Here is a 15637-nt window from a genome sequence, read left to right on the forward strand (position 1 = left end):
GGCGAGCGCTAATGGCCATCACAAAATTCTTCAATGAAATGGCTGCGGACGATGGGAGTGTCCGCAGTCATTACGCCGGCTACGCCAAGTGGCTGAACGAAACTCCGGCAGACCGCATTGAACGCAAGAGAGCGGAAGCGGACGCCCTCTTTCATCGTTACGGCATCACGTTTGCCGTGTACGGTGAGGAATCCGGTACGGAGCGCCTGATCCCGTTTGACATCATTCCTCGTATTATCCCAGCCAAGGAATGGAAAAGCCTGGAAGCAGGCCTGCGTCAACGTGTCAAAGCGCTGAACACCTTCATTCATGATATTTATCATGATCAGGAGATCCTGAAGGCCGGGCACATCCCCGCCGATCAGGTACTGAAGAATGCACAGTATCGCCCGGAGATGCAGGGTGTAAATGTCCCCTGCGACATCTATGCGCACATTGCGGGGGTCGATGTAGTCCGAGCCGGCGCAGGCGAATTTTACGTTCTCGAGGACAATCTACGTGTCCCCTCGGGTGTGTCGTACATGCTCGAAGACCGCCGCATGATGATGCGCCTCTTCCCTGAGCTCTTCGCCCGACATCGCGTAGCCCCGGTTGAGCATTATCCGGACATGCTGCTGCACACCTTGCGAAGCGTCGCGCCGGTCGGCGTTGCCGACCCGACGGTCGTCGTCATGACGCCCGGCGCATACAACAGTGCATATTTCGAACACGCCTTCCTCGCGCAGCAGATGGGCGTGGAATTGGTTGAAGGCCAGGATCTTTTCGTCGAAGACGATCAAGTCTTCATGCGTACAACGCAAGGCCCTCGCCGTGTTGACGTCATCTACCGTCGCGTCGACGACGACTTCCTCGACCCGCAGGCATTTCGCAAAGATTCGATGATTGGCGTCCCCGGGTTGCTGAAGGCCTACCGCGCCGGTCGCGTCACTCTGTCCAACGCCATCGGCACCGGCGTAGCGGACGATAAATCCATCTATCCGTACGTTCCAGAGATGATCCGCTTCTATCTCGGAGAAGAGCCCATCCTTAACAACGTACCTACATACATGTGCCGCAAGCCAGAAGACCTAGCCTACACCCTGGCCCACTTACCAGAGTTGGTAGTGAAAGAGGTTCACGGTGCGGGAGGCTACGGGATGCTCGTCGGCCCCGCATCCACCAAGGAGCAGATCGAGTCTTTCCGCAAGCATCTCGAAGCCAATCCTGACAAATACATCTCCCAGCCCACACTGGCCCTCTCGAATTGCCCAACCTTCGTGGAGAACGGCATCGCACCACGTCACCTGGACCTGCGCCCCTTCGTGCTCTCCGGCACGGAGATCCAAATGGTCCCCGGCGGCCTGACGCGGGTCGCGCTACGTGAAGGATCGCTAGTGGTGAACTCCTCGCAAGGCGGGGGCACCAAAGACACCTGGGTACTGGAGGCCTGAAAATGCTGAGCCGCACCGCTGACCACCTGTTCTGGATGGCGCGCTACATGGAGCGCGCCGAAAACACCGCCCGCATTCTGGACGTAACTTACCGGCTGTCACTGCTTCCCCAGAACGGGGAAGACGTAGAACCCATGTGGGCCGGCATGCTGAAAATCATGGAGCTTCAGGATACCTTCCTGGCCAAGCATCCGCGTCACACCACGGAGGCAGTGCTTGAATTCATGATCTTCGACAAGGACAACCCGGGCAGCATCTATCGCTGCCTGCGGGCAACCCGCGAAAATGCGCACGCAGTCCGCGGCACGCTGACCTCCGAGCTATGGGAAACATCCAACGCCACATGGCTGAAGATGCGCGACCTGACACCCACCAAGCTGTGGGAGAACGGCCCTGGCGCCTTCTTCGAATGGGTGAAGTATCGCTCCCATCTGTCACGTGGCGTCACCATTGGCACCATGCTGCAGGACGAAGCCCTACGATTCATACGTCTCGGAACCTTTCTCGAACGGGCGGACAATACTGCTCGCATCCTGGAGGTCAAGTACCTCAACCTGCTGCCCGGCACCGACGAGGACGCCACGCAGGCCAATGACTATTACCAGTGGAGCGCCCTACTCCAGTCCGTGTCGGCCTTCGAGGTGTATCGCAAGGTCTATCGCGATCAGATCACGCCGCTACGGGTTGCCGAGCTTCTGATCCTGCGCGCCGACATGCCTCGCTCTCTGGCGCGCAGCATGAAAGAGGTTTACTCGAATCTGACTCGCGTCTCGAATGCTCGCTCTGCAGAAACCGAAAGGCTGGCAGGAGAGTTGGAATCGCATCTGCGCTTTGGTCGTATCGAACGCATCTTCGAAGTAGGCTTCCGGAACTACCTTGAAGACTTCCGCGACCGTATCTTTGATCTCGGCTGCCGCATTTCCGAAGATTTTCTCATCCCTGCCCGCGCATGAAATGCAATTAGGGCTTGGCAAAGCCGGAATACATGTCTATAATGCGCAGCTTGTCGGGGCGTAGCGCAGCCTGGTAGCGCACTTGCATGGGGTGCAAGGGGTCGCGAGTTCGAATCCCGCCGCCCCGACCATTGATTCAACAAAAGGCCAATCCTTCAGGATTGGCTTTTTGCTTTCGGCGCCTTGCTCAAAGCGCCAAGCGTATCCTGGATCAAACAGACAGGCCGGGCTTCCCTTCATAAAGCGCCAAGTAGTTGCCCATCATCGCATCCATGCTGAAGTTGGCGAGGACGCGCTCCCGCCCGGCAGCCCCCATCGAACGCGCCCTCGCAGGATCATCAAAAAGCACAGCAAAAGCTGCCCCCATGGTTTGAGGATCGAGCGCAGGGACGAGTAGTCCCGTCTGCTGATTGACAACGAGTTCGGGATTGCCCCCCACTGCTGTAGCAACCACCGGCAAGCCCGACGCCATGGCCTCCAGCAAGGTGTTGGAGATCCCCTCCGCCTGGGACGGCAGCACGAACACATCGAGACCGCGCATGATTTCGGGAACGTCTGAACGCTCACCCGCCATCCATACCAGACCGTCGAGCCCCTCGCTTTGCACCAGTTCGGCAAGACTGCCGGCCAGCGGACCATCCCCGACGAGGATCAAGCGAGCACGCTTGGCCGCCTCCTCACTCATGCGCACGAACATCCCAAAGGCGCGGACCAACGTCGGCTGACCCTTCACGACCTGCTGACGCCCCACGGTTCCGAACACGACGAGATCTGGGTCATTGAAGGGCGAGCCAGAGATCTCTCGCCTCGTCGCGGCAGGCACGAAACGGTCTGCATTCACTCCATTGCAGATGCGCCTGATGCGGCCAGCCTCGATACCGACTCGCTCCACAAGGTAGGACTCGATTGTCCGCGACAAGGCGATGTAGCGGCTGACGAACGGAGAATAGAGCTTTCGCAGCAAGCGATACTTGCGATTCCGACCATCCGGATCGGAATTGTCCCAACCATGCTCCCCGTGCAGGCGTAGCGGGACACCGGCCAACCAGGCCGGCACCACCATCTCGAGGGCAGCCAGGTTACGTGTGTGGACCACAGCAGGCTTGAGCTGCCGAAGCATCCGGTAGATCTTCGGGTACAGCCGGAAGCCGTGACCTGCGCCTTTGTTGATCGACACGAATTCCACATCGCTGCGCTGGATGCGTTGGCAGAAGGATGGCGAACAATAGGCCAACGCGACAATCATGTGCCGAAAGCGCTCGACAGGCATCCGGTTGATCAGGTTTACGATACCGTTCTCAAGGCCACCTACATCGAAGCTGTAGACAATGTGAATTATCAGGGGGCGACTGTCGCTCATCTTTCCAGGCCAAGGAGACTTTCCGAATCAGTCGCGGACTATAGCAGGTCTCTCGATCGCCTATTCCGGACGGATTTCCTGAAAAGGCGCAATTTGCGCTCTTGGCTGTCGGTGGCCGCCCCCCTGACAACGACACCTCGACTATGATCAATGACAAGCCCTACGCCCCTTCATGCGACCGCAACCGCGACGCCATCCTCGACATACTTCAAGTACGCTTCGCCGGCTGCCGGCGAGTTCTGGAGGTTGGCTCGGGAACGGGGCAGCACGCGATTCACTTTGCCGCCGCGCAGCCTCAATGGATCTGGCAGACCAGCGACCGGGCCGAGAATCTGCCTGGTATCCAACAATGGCTAACAGAGGCGGATCTGCCCAACACACCGCCGCCGCTCGAGCTCGATGTGTGCGGCACATGGCCTAGCGCCAGCTTCGATGCTGTGTTCTCGGCCAACACCCTGCATATCATGAGCTGGAACAGCGTTCAGGCCTTCTTCCGAGCCCTACCCCAGGTGCTCACGCCGGATGCACGCCTAACCGTTTATGGCCCCTTCAACTACGGCGGACACTTCACCAGCATCAGCAATGCCGAATTCGACGCCAACCTGAAAGCCACACATCCCGAGCGGGGCATCCGGGACTTTGAGGCCGTCAATACCCTGGCGGCAGAAAGTGGCTTCGAACTGGTTGCCGACGAGACGATGCCCGCCAACAACCGCTGCCTGAGCTGGCAACGGCACTGAGACTCAAGTGCGATTCAGCCCCAGCAGCCCCATCGGCCCGTTCGACGTGTTCAGCACCACCGACGCGATCCCGCCGCCCTGCTGCTGCTGCACTCCGTAGATGGACAGATTTCCGGTATCAAAGGAAAACACGTCACCCGACAGCTTGACCAGCAACTTGCCCGCGCTCGGAAACCACGCGTACGCCATGTCATTCTGACTACCGGAACTCGCCGGCGAGCCCAACTCGGCAGGCCACCAGTTGGCCGACTGGGCGAAGCCCCAGTTACTGCCTGCCGGCACCGCTGCAGGCGGCGCCTCCCGATGCTGGGACAATTCACTGAGAAGAGATCCGACGCGCCACTTGAGCCCCTCATTGAACATATCGCCGATCATCATCATGCCGCCGCTCATCCACTGCCCCATTCCACCCAGTTCGGGGTGGCTGAACTGGGCCTGACTAAAGCCACCAGCCTGCAGGGCCGCATAGGCAGCACGGCCGGCATCTGCACTGAAACCGTGCCTAGCGGCAATCTCTTCGATGGTGCTCATGGAAATCTCCTTTTTGTAGAGTGTTCTGTACGTTCCTGCGACTCAGCTCAACGGCGCCAGGCGTGTACCGATCAGCACCGCGGAACCATCGTCGGTAGACAAGGCCTCAGGGCGCTTGCGTGGCAGCTCGAAGCCTCCCAGCGGGTCATGCACGGCCTCGATGGCAATCTTGGGCGACTCAGCCTGCACCGCCCCAAAGATCGTCGCAAAAGACACGTCAGCAGCATCGCGCCCGGTTCCGAAACGCATCAAGCCCATGGGGATCGCCGTGGCAGATGGGTCGAAGAGATACCAGCGGTCTCCCAGGTAGACTTCCACATAAGCATGGAAATCACTCGGCCCCAGCGCCGGATCAGCGCCGTAATCGATACCAGCCACAAAGCGTGCCGGAATATTCAGGGCCCGGCAAAGAGCGATCATCAGGTGGGCGAAATCCCGGCACACACCAACACGCTCTCCGAGCGTATCCAATGCGGACGTACTGGCATTGGTGGAGTTCGACTTGAAGGTCACATGCCGGCTGACCCATTCGCAGATCGCCCTCACCCGCCCGTAGCCCGGCGTCAGCATACCGAATTCACGCCCCGCCACATCGTACAGCCGGTCAGACTGGCAGTAGCGGCTGGGATAAAGATACGTCAGCACATCGGCAGGCAAGTGCGCCACCGGAATCTCAGGCACGTTCTCTGGCAAGGCGATGTGGTGCTGCAGGTCCACTGTAGCGCTATAGCGCAGGCGCAAACGCCCCGGTTCCGCCTTCAAACGCATGTAACGATTGCCGGTCGCTGCATCGGTATGGACCTGCGGCAGCAGGAACTGCCCAAGCTCCATCATCTCCGTCACAACCCGTTGGTAACGGGTATGAGCAGCGTGAATGTTGAAGATGAAATCACAGCTCGGCGGCGCGACCTCGTAATTCAGCTCGACAGAAAACTTGAGCCTGACCATAAGCGCCCTTGGAAACACAGCCTTGAACGCACAAACGCGGGTCATCCGGCGGGAGAAAAATGACCATCGCTGAGGGCACGACACGGCCACCAACGACAAGTCCGTATCCTACTCTGCGGCATCGCAACACGCCGGACTTTCTGCAGCACTGGAGCCGTGCCCCCAAGCACTCAGGAACGGTACAGATTCACCTCGTCCCGGGTCCCTAGTGCGATCTTACGGGCCTGTTCCTCATAATCTTCGCCACTCCCCGCGTACAGGATGGCCCGCGATGAGGAGATCATCAGTCCGGAGCCTGCAGCCGTCCGCCCAGCCTTGACGGTCGCCTCCACATCCCCCCCTTGCGCACCGATCCCCGGCACCAGCAGCGGCAGATCACCCACGATGCGCCGCACGTCAGCCAGTTCTTGCGGAAAAGTCGCCCCAACCACCAACGCGTTCTGGCCATGCAAGTTCCATTTGCCAGCCACCAGTTCGGCCACGTGCTGATAAAGTCTTGCACCACCTTCCACAGTCAGGTTCTGCAGATCCGATCCACCCGGATTCGATGTGCGGCACAGCACGATCAATCCGCGATCGGGATATTCGAGATAGGGCTCCACAGAATCGAAACCCATATACGGATTCACCGTCAGCGCATCCGCCTGATAACGCTCAAAAGCCTCCCGCGCATACTGCTGGGCCGTCGCACCGATATCGCCACGCTTCGCATCGAGCACCACCGGCACGGCCGGATGCTTCTCATGAATGTAAGCGATCAGATCCTGCAACTGATCCTCGGCACGGGCCGCGGCAAAGTACGCGATCTGCGGCTTGAACGCACAGGCCAGATCCGCCGTCGCATCGACAATCCCCTTGCAGAAGGCCAGCACAGCGTCAGAACGCCCTTGCAGATGGGCCGGAAAGCGCTTCACGTCCGGGTCGAGGCCGACACAAAGCAGGGAGTCGTGACGCTGCCAGGCGGCAGCCAGTTTGGAACGGAAATCCATGGGCGCGCGGGCTTGACAGCCCGAAAGAGTGAAATCTGAGACGCGATTTTACCAGCGCCACCCACTTTTGCCGCCAACCGCCCATATGCACCTCCGGACGCCCATGCTGCGCTACAGCATGCTCCACCCCTGTCACGAACTGCATCAGGGCTTCCGCAACGTCACAACAGTCTGTTCATTTATTGAACAGGACAGATGTCGCACTCCAAACCTGCCAGGCGTTCATTCGAAGAAAAAATACCGATAAACAACAATAACTTGAGAATTAAATCAGCTTATCTCAACCCATTGACGCCGGATCTGGCACAGCACTCGCACATGGATGGTTGCTCCGTCACGGCGTGTTTCCCCACGGAAACCCGACCTCGGGAGGAACGAAGTAGCGGCGCACCATAGCCCGCGCTTCGCTGGTGACATCAACGACAAAATTCCGGAGACAATCGTTATGAAGAAAACCCTTCTGGCCCAATCCGTCGCTCTCGCCTGCCTGGCCGCAGCCGCCGGCGGTGCCCAAGCCGTCAGCTTCACCCAGAATGACGTGACCGTCGATATCAACGGCACGATCAACGGCTTCTACGTGAATCGCGACTCGAAGACGGAAAACAAGGCCACGGGCGTCACCACCAAGAACCAGAACAGCGAGCTGACCAACGGTCTGCTGCCCGGCTGGATCAACTTCGTGGTCACCACCAAGGCCGGCGACCAGGACATCAAGGCCCACTTCAGCTTCGCCCCCGGTATCAACAACAACTCCACCGTCGTCGGCCTGCCGATCGGCAACAACGCGGGCGGCGCCGGCATCACCAATCCGTACAGCCAGATCGACACCCGGAACGTGTACTTCCAGTTCGGCAACAACGACTGGGGCACCCTCAAGTTCGGGCGTGACATTGGCCTGTTCGGCCAGAATATCATCCTGTCCGACATGACCCTGCTGGGCGTCGGCGGCACCTCCAATGCCGGTATCCCGTACAACACGACCTTCGGCATGATCGCCCACGGTTACATGTACACCGGCTTCCAGGCACAGATCACCTACAGCACGCCGAACTACAACGGCCTGCAAGCTTCTGCCGGCATCTTCCAGCCCAGCCGTTTTGCCGGCGACCAGACCAAGACCCCCGGCTTCCAGGCCAAGGTCGATTACGACTGGAAGGGCGCCGTACCGGGCAAGGTGTGGGGCGGCCTCGTCACCCAGAGCACCAGTTGCTCCAGCGGCGCCGTGTGCGACGGCGTAAGCAATCCCAAGAGCTTCACCGCCACCGGCTATGAAGCCGGTGTCAAGGCTAGCATCAACAACTTCGAAGCTGTGGCCTACGGCTTCAAGGGCAAGGGTCTCGGCCTGTCCACCATTGGCGCCCAGTTCCTTGGCGGCAGCGACGGCTTCGGCAACAAGACCGACTCCCAAGGCTACTTCCTGCAGGGCACCTATAAGCTGAACAAGACCAAGTTCGGCATCAACTGGGGCCAAAACAAGGACAAGGACGGTGCAACCACTGCCGTCTTCGGCGGTCCTGAGAACAAAAACAGCGCCTACACCCTGGGTGTCTACCACGGTCTGAACAAGTTCGTGACCCTGGTTGGCGAATTCAACCACGAGAAGATCACCAGCTCCGCCTTCGAGACCAAGAACAACACCATCTCCGCCGGCGCGATCCTGTTCTTCTAAGCCATTCCAGGCGACTCAGTTCCGGTGGGCACCGAAGAAGATGCCCACCAACCAACCTGTTGTGTTTCTCCCTCCTTCAGGCGCCCTTCGGGGCGCCATTTTTTTGCGGGAAAAACGCCGTAACCTCAGTCGTCGCGATCGCGGCCATGGCCTCGCCCATGACCGTTGCCACGCTCTCCGTCACCACGGTCCTGCCAACCACCACCGCGCTCGTCCCGCCGGTCCCAACGCTCCTCACGGTGCCCGTGGCGATCTTCATGATGTTCCCGCGGACGATACTCCGGCCCCGACCGGTAACGGGGTGCATAGACGTCGTTGTACCAACGGTCCTGCACAAAATAGACCGGATAACCACAGGCGTTGTAGCGCGCGCAGTGCTTGCTCCAGTTCTTCGCATGGCCGGGCGGCACACGCAGATACAGGGGCTCCCGCACCACGCCACGGGGGACCGGTTGGATCACCATCGGCTGCGCATACAGCAGGGCCGGACGCGGGTAGTTGCCGATGTCGAGGCGGCCATAGAAATTGGGATCGCCGATGCTGATGGATACACCCACATCGGCAGCCATCGCGCCTTGGGCCAATGCGCCCAACGCAGCTGCAACTAGAATTCGTTTCATTTGATGTCCTCCACCTCAACTTTATGGGAAACGCCGCACGCGGCCTGTAAGCGACTGTAAGCCAATACGACAAGACATCGTGCAGGAAAACCGCACGTTCGCAGCGCTTCGGCGTGTCCGACATGCATGGACGACACGGCACACACGGCAAGCCGCTGCTCCATAGGAGAACACGCTCTGCCCTCCCTGAATATCGCGACTGAATCATGATTTTCTTGAGGCGGCAGCCCCCTCAAACAGGTATCGTCGGCCAACTTCCGGCCACCTCCCGGACTCACAGAACATCGGAGACAAACAACAAATGCCCGCCCGCTTCTTCCCTCGTCCGCTTTACGCTGCCCTGATGTTAACCCTCGCCGCCGCCCATGCACCGGCCATGGCCGCCGATACCCCGGCCGTGATCCTCAACCCGGTCGTGGTCACCGGCAGCCGCGCCGAGGCCGCCAGTTTCGACCTGCCCGCCTCCATCGACGTACTGAACCGGCAGGAGATCACGTCGGGCCAGCCCCGCGTCAATGCATCCGAGGCCCTCGTCGCCGTCCCCGGCGTGGTCGCCAACAACCGCCAGAACTACGCCCAGGACCTGCAGATCTCGAGCCGTGGCTTCGGCGCCCGGGCCGCCTTCGGCGTGCGCGGCGTCAAGCTGATCGCCGACGGCATCCCCGCCAGCATGCCCGACGGACAAGGCCAGGCCGCCACCTTCAACCTGGATGTGGCCGAGCGCATGGAAGTGCTGCGCGGCCCCTTCTCGGCCATCTACGGCAACCACTCCGGCGGCGTGATCCAGCTGTTCACCATCGAGCCCCGCGACAATCCCAGCGTGGATGCCGGCTTTGCGGCCGGCAGCTACGGCACCCGGAAAGAGGACATCACCGCCCAGGGCAAGCTCGATGGCCTCGGCTACGTACTCAACACATCTCGCTTCAGCACCGACGGCTACCGTGACCACAGCGCCGCGACCCGCGAACAGGCCTTTGCAAAGATCACCGGCAAACCCGACGATGACAGCAAGCTGACCTTCACCATCAACGGCCTGTGGCAGCACAACACCCAGGATCCCCTTGGCCTCACCCTAGCCGAATACAAGAGCAATCCGCGGGGTGTCAACCCCGTCGCCACGCAGTACAACACCCGCAAGAGCATCGACCACCTGCAGGGCGGCGTTGCCTACGAACGCCGCTTCGGCACCGACCTGCTGCAGATCTCCGCCTACAGCGGCCAGCGCAGCGTAACCCAGTACCAGGCCATTCCGCCGTCCGCCCTCGCCGTCACCAAGGGCTCCGGCGGCGTGGTGGACTTCGACCGGACCTTCTACGGCTACGGTGCCCGCTGGATCGCCATCGGTCAGGCCCTTGGCGGCAAGGTCACCACCACCACCGGTTTCGAATACGACGTCAGCAAGGACATCCGGAGCGGCTTCGACAACCTCAACGGCACCAAGAGCACCCTGCGGCGCAAGGAAGCCGACAACGTCGAGAGCACCGGCGCCTACGTACAGAGCGAGTGGCAGCGCGGCCCGTGGAGCCTGACCGGCGGCCTGCGCTACAACACCGTCAAGTTCGACATCACCGACCAGTACCTGCTGAACGGCAACGACAGCGGCAGCCGCAACTACACCAAGACCACGCCGGTCCTGGGCGTGGTGTACAAGCTCAATCCGGCGATCAATCTCTACGCCAGCGCCGCCAAAGGTTTCGAAACGCCGACGCTCAACGAGATGTTCTATTCCAGCAATGGCGGCAGCTTCAATTTCGGCCTCAACCCGGCACGCAGCAATCACTATGAAGTCGGCGCCAAGGCCCTCATCGGCGAGAGCAGCCGCCTGAACGTCGCGTTGTTCCAGATCAGCACGGACGACGAACTGGTCGTCGACACCTCCACCGGGGGCCGGACCAGCTACAAGAGCGTCGGCAAGACCCTGCGCCAGGGCATCGAAGCCTCCTTCGATACCGCCTGGCGGCGTGACCTGAGCAGCCGCTTCGCGGTATCCCACATCCGGGCGATCTACGACGGCAGCTTCACCACCGGCACCGGCGCCAGTACGAAGACCATCAACGACGGCAACGCCATCCCCGGTATTCCGCGCAGCACCGTGTTCGGCGACCTGGCCTGGAAAGTCACGCCGGCCATCACCACGGCCGTCGAAGGCGTCTACCGCAGCAAGATCTACGTGGAGGACACCAACACCGCCACGCCGGCTTCCTCCTACGCCATCGCCAATCTACGGGTCACGGCAGAACAACGCCTGAACCACTGGCGCCTGAGCGAATTCGCCCGCCTGGACAACCTGTTCGACCGCAACTACGTCGGCTCGGTGATCGTCGGCGACACCAACAGCCGCTATTACGAGTCCGCCCCTGGCCGCAACTGGATGGCCGGCATCAACGCCCGCTACACTTGGTAAGGCACCTGCGGAGGCGAGTTCATCCTCCCCACGTAAATGCCAGCCCAGAATGAAAAATGGCCCCGGAATCCGGGGCCATTTTTCATGGAGCAGAACGCCTATCAGCCGGCTTCGACCGTCCGCGCGACCAGGGCCTTGATGGCCTCCGCATCCACATCCATCACCTCGACACGCTGCGGCAGCGCCTCGATGTTGTCCAGACCGGCCGGACGCGCGGGCTTGCGACCCAGGGCTTCTACGATGGTGTCCTCGAACTTGGCCGGCTGGGCGGTTTCCAGCACCAGGGTCGGCACGGACGGATCGCGCAGTTCGAGCGCGACCTTCAGGCCGTCGGCCGTGTGGGTGTCGATGACCGTACCGTAGTCCTTGTCGGCGCGGCGGATCGTCGCCAGGCGCTCGGCGTGGTTGCTGCTGCCGGAAGCGAAGGCGTACTGACCGATGGCGGCGAATTCAGGCGTACCGGACAGATCGAAGGCGCCGCCCGCATCCACCTTGCTCCACAGTTCGCGCACCGTGTCGCCGTTGCGACCGACCAGGTCGAAGACGAAGCGCTCGAAGTTGGAAGCCTTCGAGATGTCCATCGACGGGCTGGAGGTAGCGTGGGTCTCGGCGGTGCTGCGCGGGCGATAGACACCGGTGCGGAAGAACTCGTCGAGCACGTCGTTCTCGTTGGTGGCGAGGATCAGCTTGGCGACCGGCAAGCCCATCTGGCGGGCGATGTGGCCGGCACAGATGTTGCCGAAGTTGCCGGACGGCACCACGAAGGCGACCTGCTGGTCGTTGTTCTCGGTAGCCGCGAAGTAGCCCTTGAAGTAGTACACCACCTGCGCCGCGACGCGCGCCCAGTTGATCGAATTGACGGCGCCGATCTTGTACTTGGCCTTGTAGGCGTGATCGTTGGAGACCGCCTTCACCACGTCCTGGGCGTCGTCGAACATGCCGCGCACGGCGATGTTGTAGATGTTGTCGTCCTGCAGGGAATACATCTGGGCGCGCTGGAAAGCGCTCATGCGGCCGTGGGGCGACAGCATGAAGACGCGCACGCCATGCTTGCCGCGCATTGCGTATTCGGCAGCGGAGCCCGTGTCGCCGGAAGTGGCGCCGAGGATGTTGATCTGCTCGCCGCGCTTGTCGAGCACGTACTCGAACAGGTTGCCGAGCAGCTGCATGGCCATGTCCTTGAAGGCCAGGGTCGGGCCATTGGACAGTTCCAAGAGGCCCAGCTTGCCGGCCTCGAGCCAATGAACGGGAGTGATCTCGGCGGCCTTGGCGTCGTCACGCACGTAGCCATACACCTCGGCGGTATAGGTCTTGTCGCAGATCGCCTTCAGGTCGGCGGCAGGGATGTCATCGATGAAGCGCGACAGGATCGCAAAAGCCAGCTCGGCGTAGGACAGCTTGCGCCACGCATCCAGGTCGGCACGAGTCACCTGCGGGTAAGTCTCCGGCAGGTACAGGCCGCCGTCCGGCGCCAGGCCGCCAAGAAGAATGTCGCAGAAGGATTGGGGAGCAGACTGGCCGCGGGTGGAGATGTAGCGCATGGTTCTCGCCGAGTTGAAAACGAAAACCCAGGAAGATAGCACACCCACGGGTGCTTTCAGGTCCGCTGCACCAGGGCATGCACGAGGACACCTGCGAACAGCGCGATCCCCACCGCCAGCAGCACCGCCCCGGTTGCCACGCTGCCCAGCAACAGGCCACCACCGACCAGAAACAGCACGGCCCGCAAGCCGCCGAAGCGCACCAGTCGCCCCCGCATGGCCGTCCGCTTCGGGGTCAGCGGCCCAGGGTAGCGCCACACCGGCAACAGCTGGGACAGCGCCCCGGTCACCAACGGCAGCAGGAACAGCCCAAAGAAACCGACGATCGCCGGACGGGCAAGCATGCCGCCCATGCTGTGCAAGGCACCGGCACCGATGATCAGCAGCAGGCCGCAGGTCGCCCCGCTCAGCGCTACGGCTGCGCCATCACCGAGTAGCCGCGCCAGGCCATAGGTCCGCCACCATCCATACATTGTGTGGAGAAGTACGCCACCGATCACCAGCCCCCCTGCAACCGCCAGCAACGGGATGAACCCTGCGGCCGCACTGGCCGCCACACCGCCAAGCGCCCACGGCAGCTGGCGCCGCAGTCTCACCGCAGCCTGCGGGTCCGGTTGGCCGAGGGCGGTCGGCATCAGCACATGCAGGGTCCCGATGGCCGTCAGGCCGATGAAGCCCAGGGTGTTGAGGTGCAGGTGCGCCAGACGCAGCGCCGGATACGCCGCCGGCCACAGCAGGCCTACGAAGATCGCCACCAGTGCCACGGCGAGGCAACCCAGCGCCGCTTTGTACCAGGCCAGCCCCGGGTGCGGTCGCCCCAGCGCGGCCCGCCCGCGCCTCCACTGCCAGGCCATGAGGCCCAGGGCCGCCATGATGCCGATGCTCGCTGCCAGATGCAGGCTCCAGCCGGGCAACACACCGGCCAGGGCGGCCACCACCAGCGCGCCGGCCAGTTGCAGCGCCAGCGGCAGGAAATGAACGCTCTTTTCCGCAGCCCCGCTGCGCGTCAGCACGGGCACGAAATGCCCCATCGCGGCAAAGATCAGCGGCATTACCCCCAGCGCAAAGGCCGCGTGGGCGGCCGCGGCCGGAGAGGCCCCCGTCACCGCCAGCCCGATGGCCAGCCCGAACGCAACCACAACGCTCGCCCCCAGATAGATCAGCACTTTTTTCTCCAAACAATCACAGATCAAGGCCCATGCAAGAAGTCATCCCTAGGCTGCATGCCCACCGGCATGCCAGAACAAGAAAACAAGATTTACCCCCATGGAAACCATTCGTCTCGCCCTGATCCGTTTTTCCCGCCGTTATCTCTTCGCCGACGCAGCCCCTCTCTCCCGCACCGAACGCTGGCGTAGCGCTCTTGCTGCAATAGTTGGCGTTCTGATCTACGAAAGCGTGTTGTTTGTATTACCGGTGTCGGCCGATTCCAAGCGGCAGCTCGCGCCCCTCGGCGCCACATCGGTGATCCTGTTCACCTTACCCCACTCACCGCTGGCCCAGCCCTGGTCCGTAGCCGGTGGCCTGCTGCTGCCGGCACTGACCGGCCTCGCCTGCGGGCACTGGATCACCTCCCCATTTCTCGCCGGTGCGCTGGCGGTCGCGATCTCTGTATGGCTCATGGGTCAGCTGCGCTGCATCCACCCGCCCGGCGGTGCGATGGCGCTGGTAATGGTCGGCGCCGCTTCCCAGGGACTCGACGCGCTGACCAGCCTGGCTGCGGTCGGCTGGAACGTGATCGCCATGCTGCTGGCCACTACCACCGTCAATAACCTGATCCCTGGCCGGCGCTATCCGCTGTGCTCACCCGCGGTATCCACACCCAAGCAGCCGGAGCGCAGCCCCGCCGGCATCCGCCAGCCGGACCTGGCCGCGGCACTGGAAGAGATCGATGCCTACCTGGACATCAGCGAGGAAGACCTGACCCAAGTCTTCCAGCGGGCAGCCCGCCACGCATTCCACCGCCATGTATTGCTGACCTGCGGTGATGTGATGGGCCCGGCAACGCAGCGCGTGGATTTCGCCACCGAATTGAACGAGGCCTGGCGCCTGATGAGCAACCACGCCCTTTCAGTGCTGCCGGTGGTGGATCGGACCGAGCGGGTCATCGGCCTGCTGACGCTGAAGGACTTCCTGCTCCACGTGGAGCCGGACAACGGCCAGCGCATCGGTGACAACGTACGCCGCCTGCTGCGTCCGACGCCCGGCCCGCACACCGACAAGCCGGAGGTCGTCGGTCAGCTCATGCTGACGCCCCGCACCGGCCTGCGCACTGCCAGCCTTACCGACGGCATCGCCGTCGCCGCCGACATACTCGGCCAGCGTGGCCAAGGAGCGCTGCCGGTAGTGGACGCAGCGGGCAGGCTGGCCGGCCTGATCACCCCGACGACGATGACCGCCGTGCTGTTCCAGCACGAGGCCCTCGACTACGTGCGGGGCGACCAGACCTGAA

At 62.0% G+C, this 15637-nt stretch carries 14 protein-coding genes and 1 tRNA gene (1 of these 15 cut by a window edge); 8 read left to right on the top strand and 7 right to left on the bottom strand.

Annotation, left to right across the window (positions count from 1 at the left end; translation table 11 throughout):
• The 4 genes from AC1PPK_RS21115 to AC1PPK_RS21130 form a co-directional block, all read left to right on the top strand.
• Positions 1-12: the final stretch of a hypothetical protein gene (locus tag AC1PPK_RS21115; protein WP_481114963.1), read on the top strand. It extends 165 nt beyond the left edge of the window; 12 of the gene's 177 nt are visible here — the last part of the coding sequence; its start codon lies off the left edge, out of view; the stop codon is at positions 10-12.
• Positions 12-1430 carry a circularly permuted type 2 ATP-grasp protein gene (locus tag AC1PPK_RS21120; RefSeq protein WP_481114964.1) on the top strand — a complete coding sequence of 473 codons (1419 nt, stop codon included), beginning with the start codon at positions 12-14 and terminating at the stop codon, positions 1428-1430. Before AC1PPK_RS21115 ends, AC1PPK_RS21120 begins: the two co-directional genes overlap by 1 nt.
• A gap of 2 nt (positions 1431-1432) precedes the next feature.
• A complete protein-coding gene (locus AC1PPK_RS21125) occupies positions 1433-2383 on the top strand; it encodes an alpha-E domain-containing protein (RefSeq protein WP_481114965.1) in 951 nt (316 codons plus the stop codon).
• Between the two features lie 54 nt (positions 2384-2437).
• Positions 2438-2514, top strand: a tRNA-Pro gene (locus AC1PPK_RS21130).
• 80 nt (positions 2515-2594) lie between these two features.
• Here AC1PPK_RS21130 and AC1PPK_RS21135 read toward each other — a convergent pair.
• Positions 2595-3743 (bottom strand): TIGR03088 family PEP-CTERM/XrtA system glycosyltransferase, encoded by a 1149-nt coding sequence (locus tag AC1PPK_RS21135; RefSeq protein WP_481114966.1) that lies wholly within the window; start codon positions 3741-3743, stop codon positions 2595-2597.
• Positions 3744-3886: 143 nt separating this feature from the next.
• Here AC1PPK_RS21135 and AC1PPK_RS21140 point away from each other — a divergent pair, with 143 nt between their 5' ends.
• Positions 3887-4483, top strand: coding sequence for a DUF938 domain-containing protein (locus AC1PPK_RS21140; RefSeq protein ID WP_481114967.1), 597 nt, complete (start codon positions 3887-3889; stop codon positions 4481-4483).
• Positions 4484-4486: 3 nt separating this feature from the next.
• Here AC1PPK_RS21140 and AC1PPK_RS21145 read toward each other — a convergent pair whose 3' ends face one another.
• From AC1PPK_RS21145 to pyrF, 3 genes are all read right to left on the bottom strand, one after another.
• Complete coding sequence (locus AC1PPK_RS21145) at positions 4487-5014, bottom strand: hypothetical protein (RefSeq protein ID WP_481114968.1); 528 nt, start codon at positions 5012-5014, stop codon at positions 4487-4489.
• A gap of 42 nt (positions 5015-5056) precedes the next feature.
• Positions 5057-5962: a transglutaminase-like domain-containing protein gene (locus tag AC1PPK_RS21150; protein WP_481114969.1), complete on the bottom strand. Its 906-nt coding sequence runs from the start codon at positions 5960-5962 to the stop codon at positions 5057-5059.
• 170 nt (positions 5963-6132) lie between these two features.
• Positions 6133-6951: an orotidine-5'-phosphate decarboxylase gene (gene pyrF, locus AC1PPK_RS21155; RefSeq protein WP_481114970.1), complete on the bottom strand. Its 819-nt coding sequence runs from the start codon at positions 6949-6951 to the stop codon at positions 6133-6135.
• Between the two features lie 445 nt (positions 6952-7396).
• Between pyrF and AC1PPK_RS21160 the strand changes: the two genes are divergently transcribed.
• Positions 7397-8620 carry a porin gene (locus tag AC1PPK_RS21160; protein ID WP_481114971.1) on the top strand — a complete coding sequence of 408 codons (1224 nt, stop codon included), beginning with the start codon at positions 7397-7399 and terminating at the stop codon, positions 8618-8620.
• Between the two features lie 125 nt (positions 8621-8745).
• Here the strand turns inward: AC1PPK_RS21160 and AC1PPK_RS21165 are convergent, their stop codons facing one another.
• Complete coding sequence (locus AC1PPK_RS21165) at positions 8746-9240, bottom strand: hypothetical protein (RefSeq protein WP_481114972.1); 495 nt, start codon at positions 9238-9240, stop codon at positions 8746-8748.
• Positions 9241-9541: 301 nt separating this feature from the next.
• On the opposite strand from AC1PPK_RS21165, the gene AC1PPK_RS21170 reads away from it, so the two are divergent.
• Positions 9542-11644 (top strand): TonB-dependent receptor family protein, encoded by a 2103-nt coding sequence (locus AC1PPK_RS21170; RefSeq protein ID WP_481114973.1) that lies wholly within the window; start codon positions 9542-9544, stop codon positions 11642-11644.
• Between the two features lie 101 nt (positions 11645-11745).
• Here AC1PPK_RS21170 and thrC read toward each other — a convergent pair whose 3' ends face one another.
• On the bottom strand, positions 11746-13185 hold the full coding sequence (gene thrC, locus AC1PPK_RS21175; protein ID WP_481114974.1) for a threonine synthase: 1440 nt from the start codon (positions 13183-13185) through the stop codon (positions 11746-11748).
• Between the two features lie 56 nt (positions 13186-13241).
• Positions 13242-14351: a hypothetical protein gene (locus AC1PPK_RS21180; RefSeq protein WP_481114975.1), complete on the bottom strand. Its 1110-nt coding sequence runs from the start codon at positions 14349-14351 to the stop codon at positions 13242-13244.
• Between the two features lie 100 nt (positions 14352-14451).
• On the opposite strand from AC1PPK_RS21180, the gene AC1PPK_RS21185 reads away from it, so the two are divergent.
• Entirely contained in the window at positions 14452-15636 is a 1185-nt protein-coding gene (locus AC1PPK_RS21185) for an HPP family protein (protein WP_481114976.1), read from the top strand.
• The last annotated feature ends 1 nt before the right edge of the window (position 15637 follow it).

The sequence above is a fragment of the Zoogloea sp. JDB1 genome, assembly GCF_056724025.1.

What these genes read in the sequence shown, in the direction of transcription:
- pyrF (WP_481114970.1), bottom strand. Translation starts at nt 6,951, where the DNA reads ATGGATTTCCGTTCCAAACTGGCTGCCGCCTGGCAGCGTCACGACTCC.
- AC1PPK_RS21135 (WP_481114966.1), bottom strand. Translation starts at nt 3,743, where the DNA reads ATGAGCGACAGTCGCCCCCTGATAATTCACATTGTCTACAGCTTCGAT.
- AC1PPK_RS21140 (WP_481114967.1), top strand. Translation starts at nt 3,887, where the DNA reads ATGATCAATGACAAGCCCTACGCCCCTTCATGCGACCGCAACCGCGAC.
- AC1PPK_RS21120 (WP_481114964.1), top strand. Translation starts at nt 12, where the DNA reads ATGGCCATCACAAAATTCTTCAATGAAATGGCTGCGGACGATGGGAGT.
- AC1PPK_RS21125 (WP_481114965.1), top strand. Translation starts at nt 1,433, where the DNA reads ATGCTGAGCCGCACCGCTGACCACCTGTTCTGGATGGCGCGCTACATG.
- AC1PPK_RS21170 (WP_481114973.1), top strand. Translation starts at nt 9,542, where the DNA reads ATGCCCGCCCGCTTCTTCCCTCGTCCGCTTTACGCTGCCCTGATGTTA.
- AC1PPK_RS21150 (WP_481114969.1), bottom strand. Translation starts at nt 5,962, where the DNA reads ATGGTCAGGCTCAAGTTTTCTGTCGAGCTGAATTACGAGGTCGCGCCG.
- AC1PPK_RS21145 (WP_481114968.1), bottom strand. Translation starts at nt 5,014, where the DNA reads ATGAGCACCATCGAAGAGATTGCCGCTAGGCACGGTTTCAGTGCAGAT.
- AC1PPK_RS21185 (WP_481114976.1), top strand. Translation starts at nt 14,452, where the DNA reads ATGGAAACCATTCGTCTCGCCCTGATCCGTTTTTCCCGCCGTTATCTC.
- AC1PPK_RS21160 (WP_481114971.1), top strand. Translation starts at nt 7,397, where the DNA reads ATGAAGAAAACCCTTCTGGCCCAATCCGTCGCTCTCGCCTGCCTGGCC.
- AC1PPK_RS21165 (WP_481114972.1), bottom strand. Translation starts at nt 9,240, where the DNA reads ATGAAACGAATTCTAGTTGCAGCTGCGTTGGGCGCATTGGCCCAAGGC.
- thrC (WP_481114974.1), bottom strand. Translation starts at nt 13,185, where the DNA reads ATGCGCTACATCTCCACCCGCGGCCAGTCTGCTCCCCAATCCTTCTGC.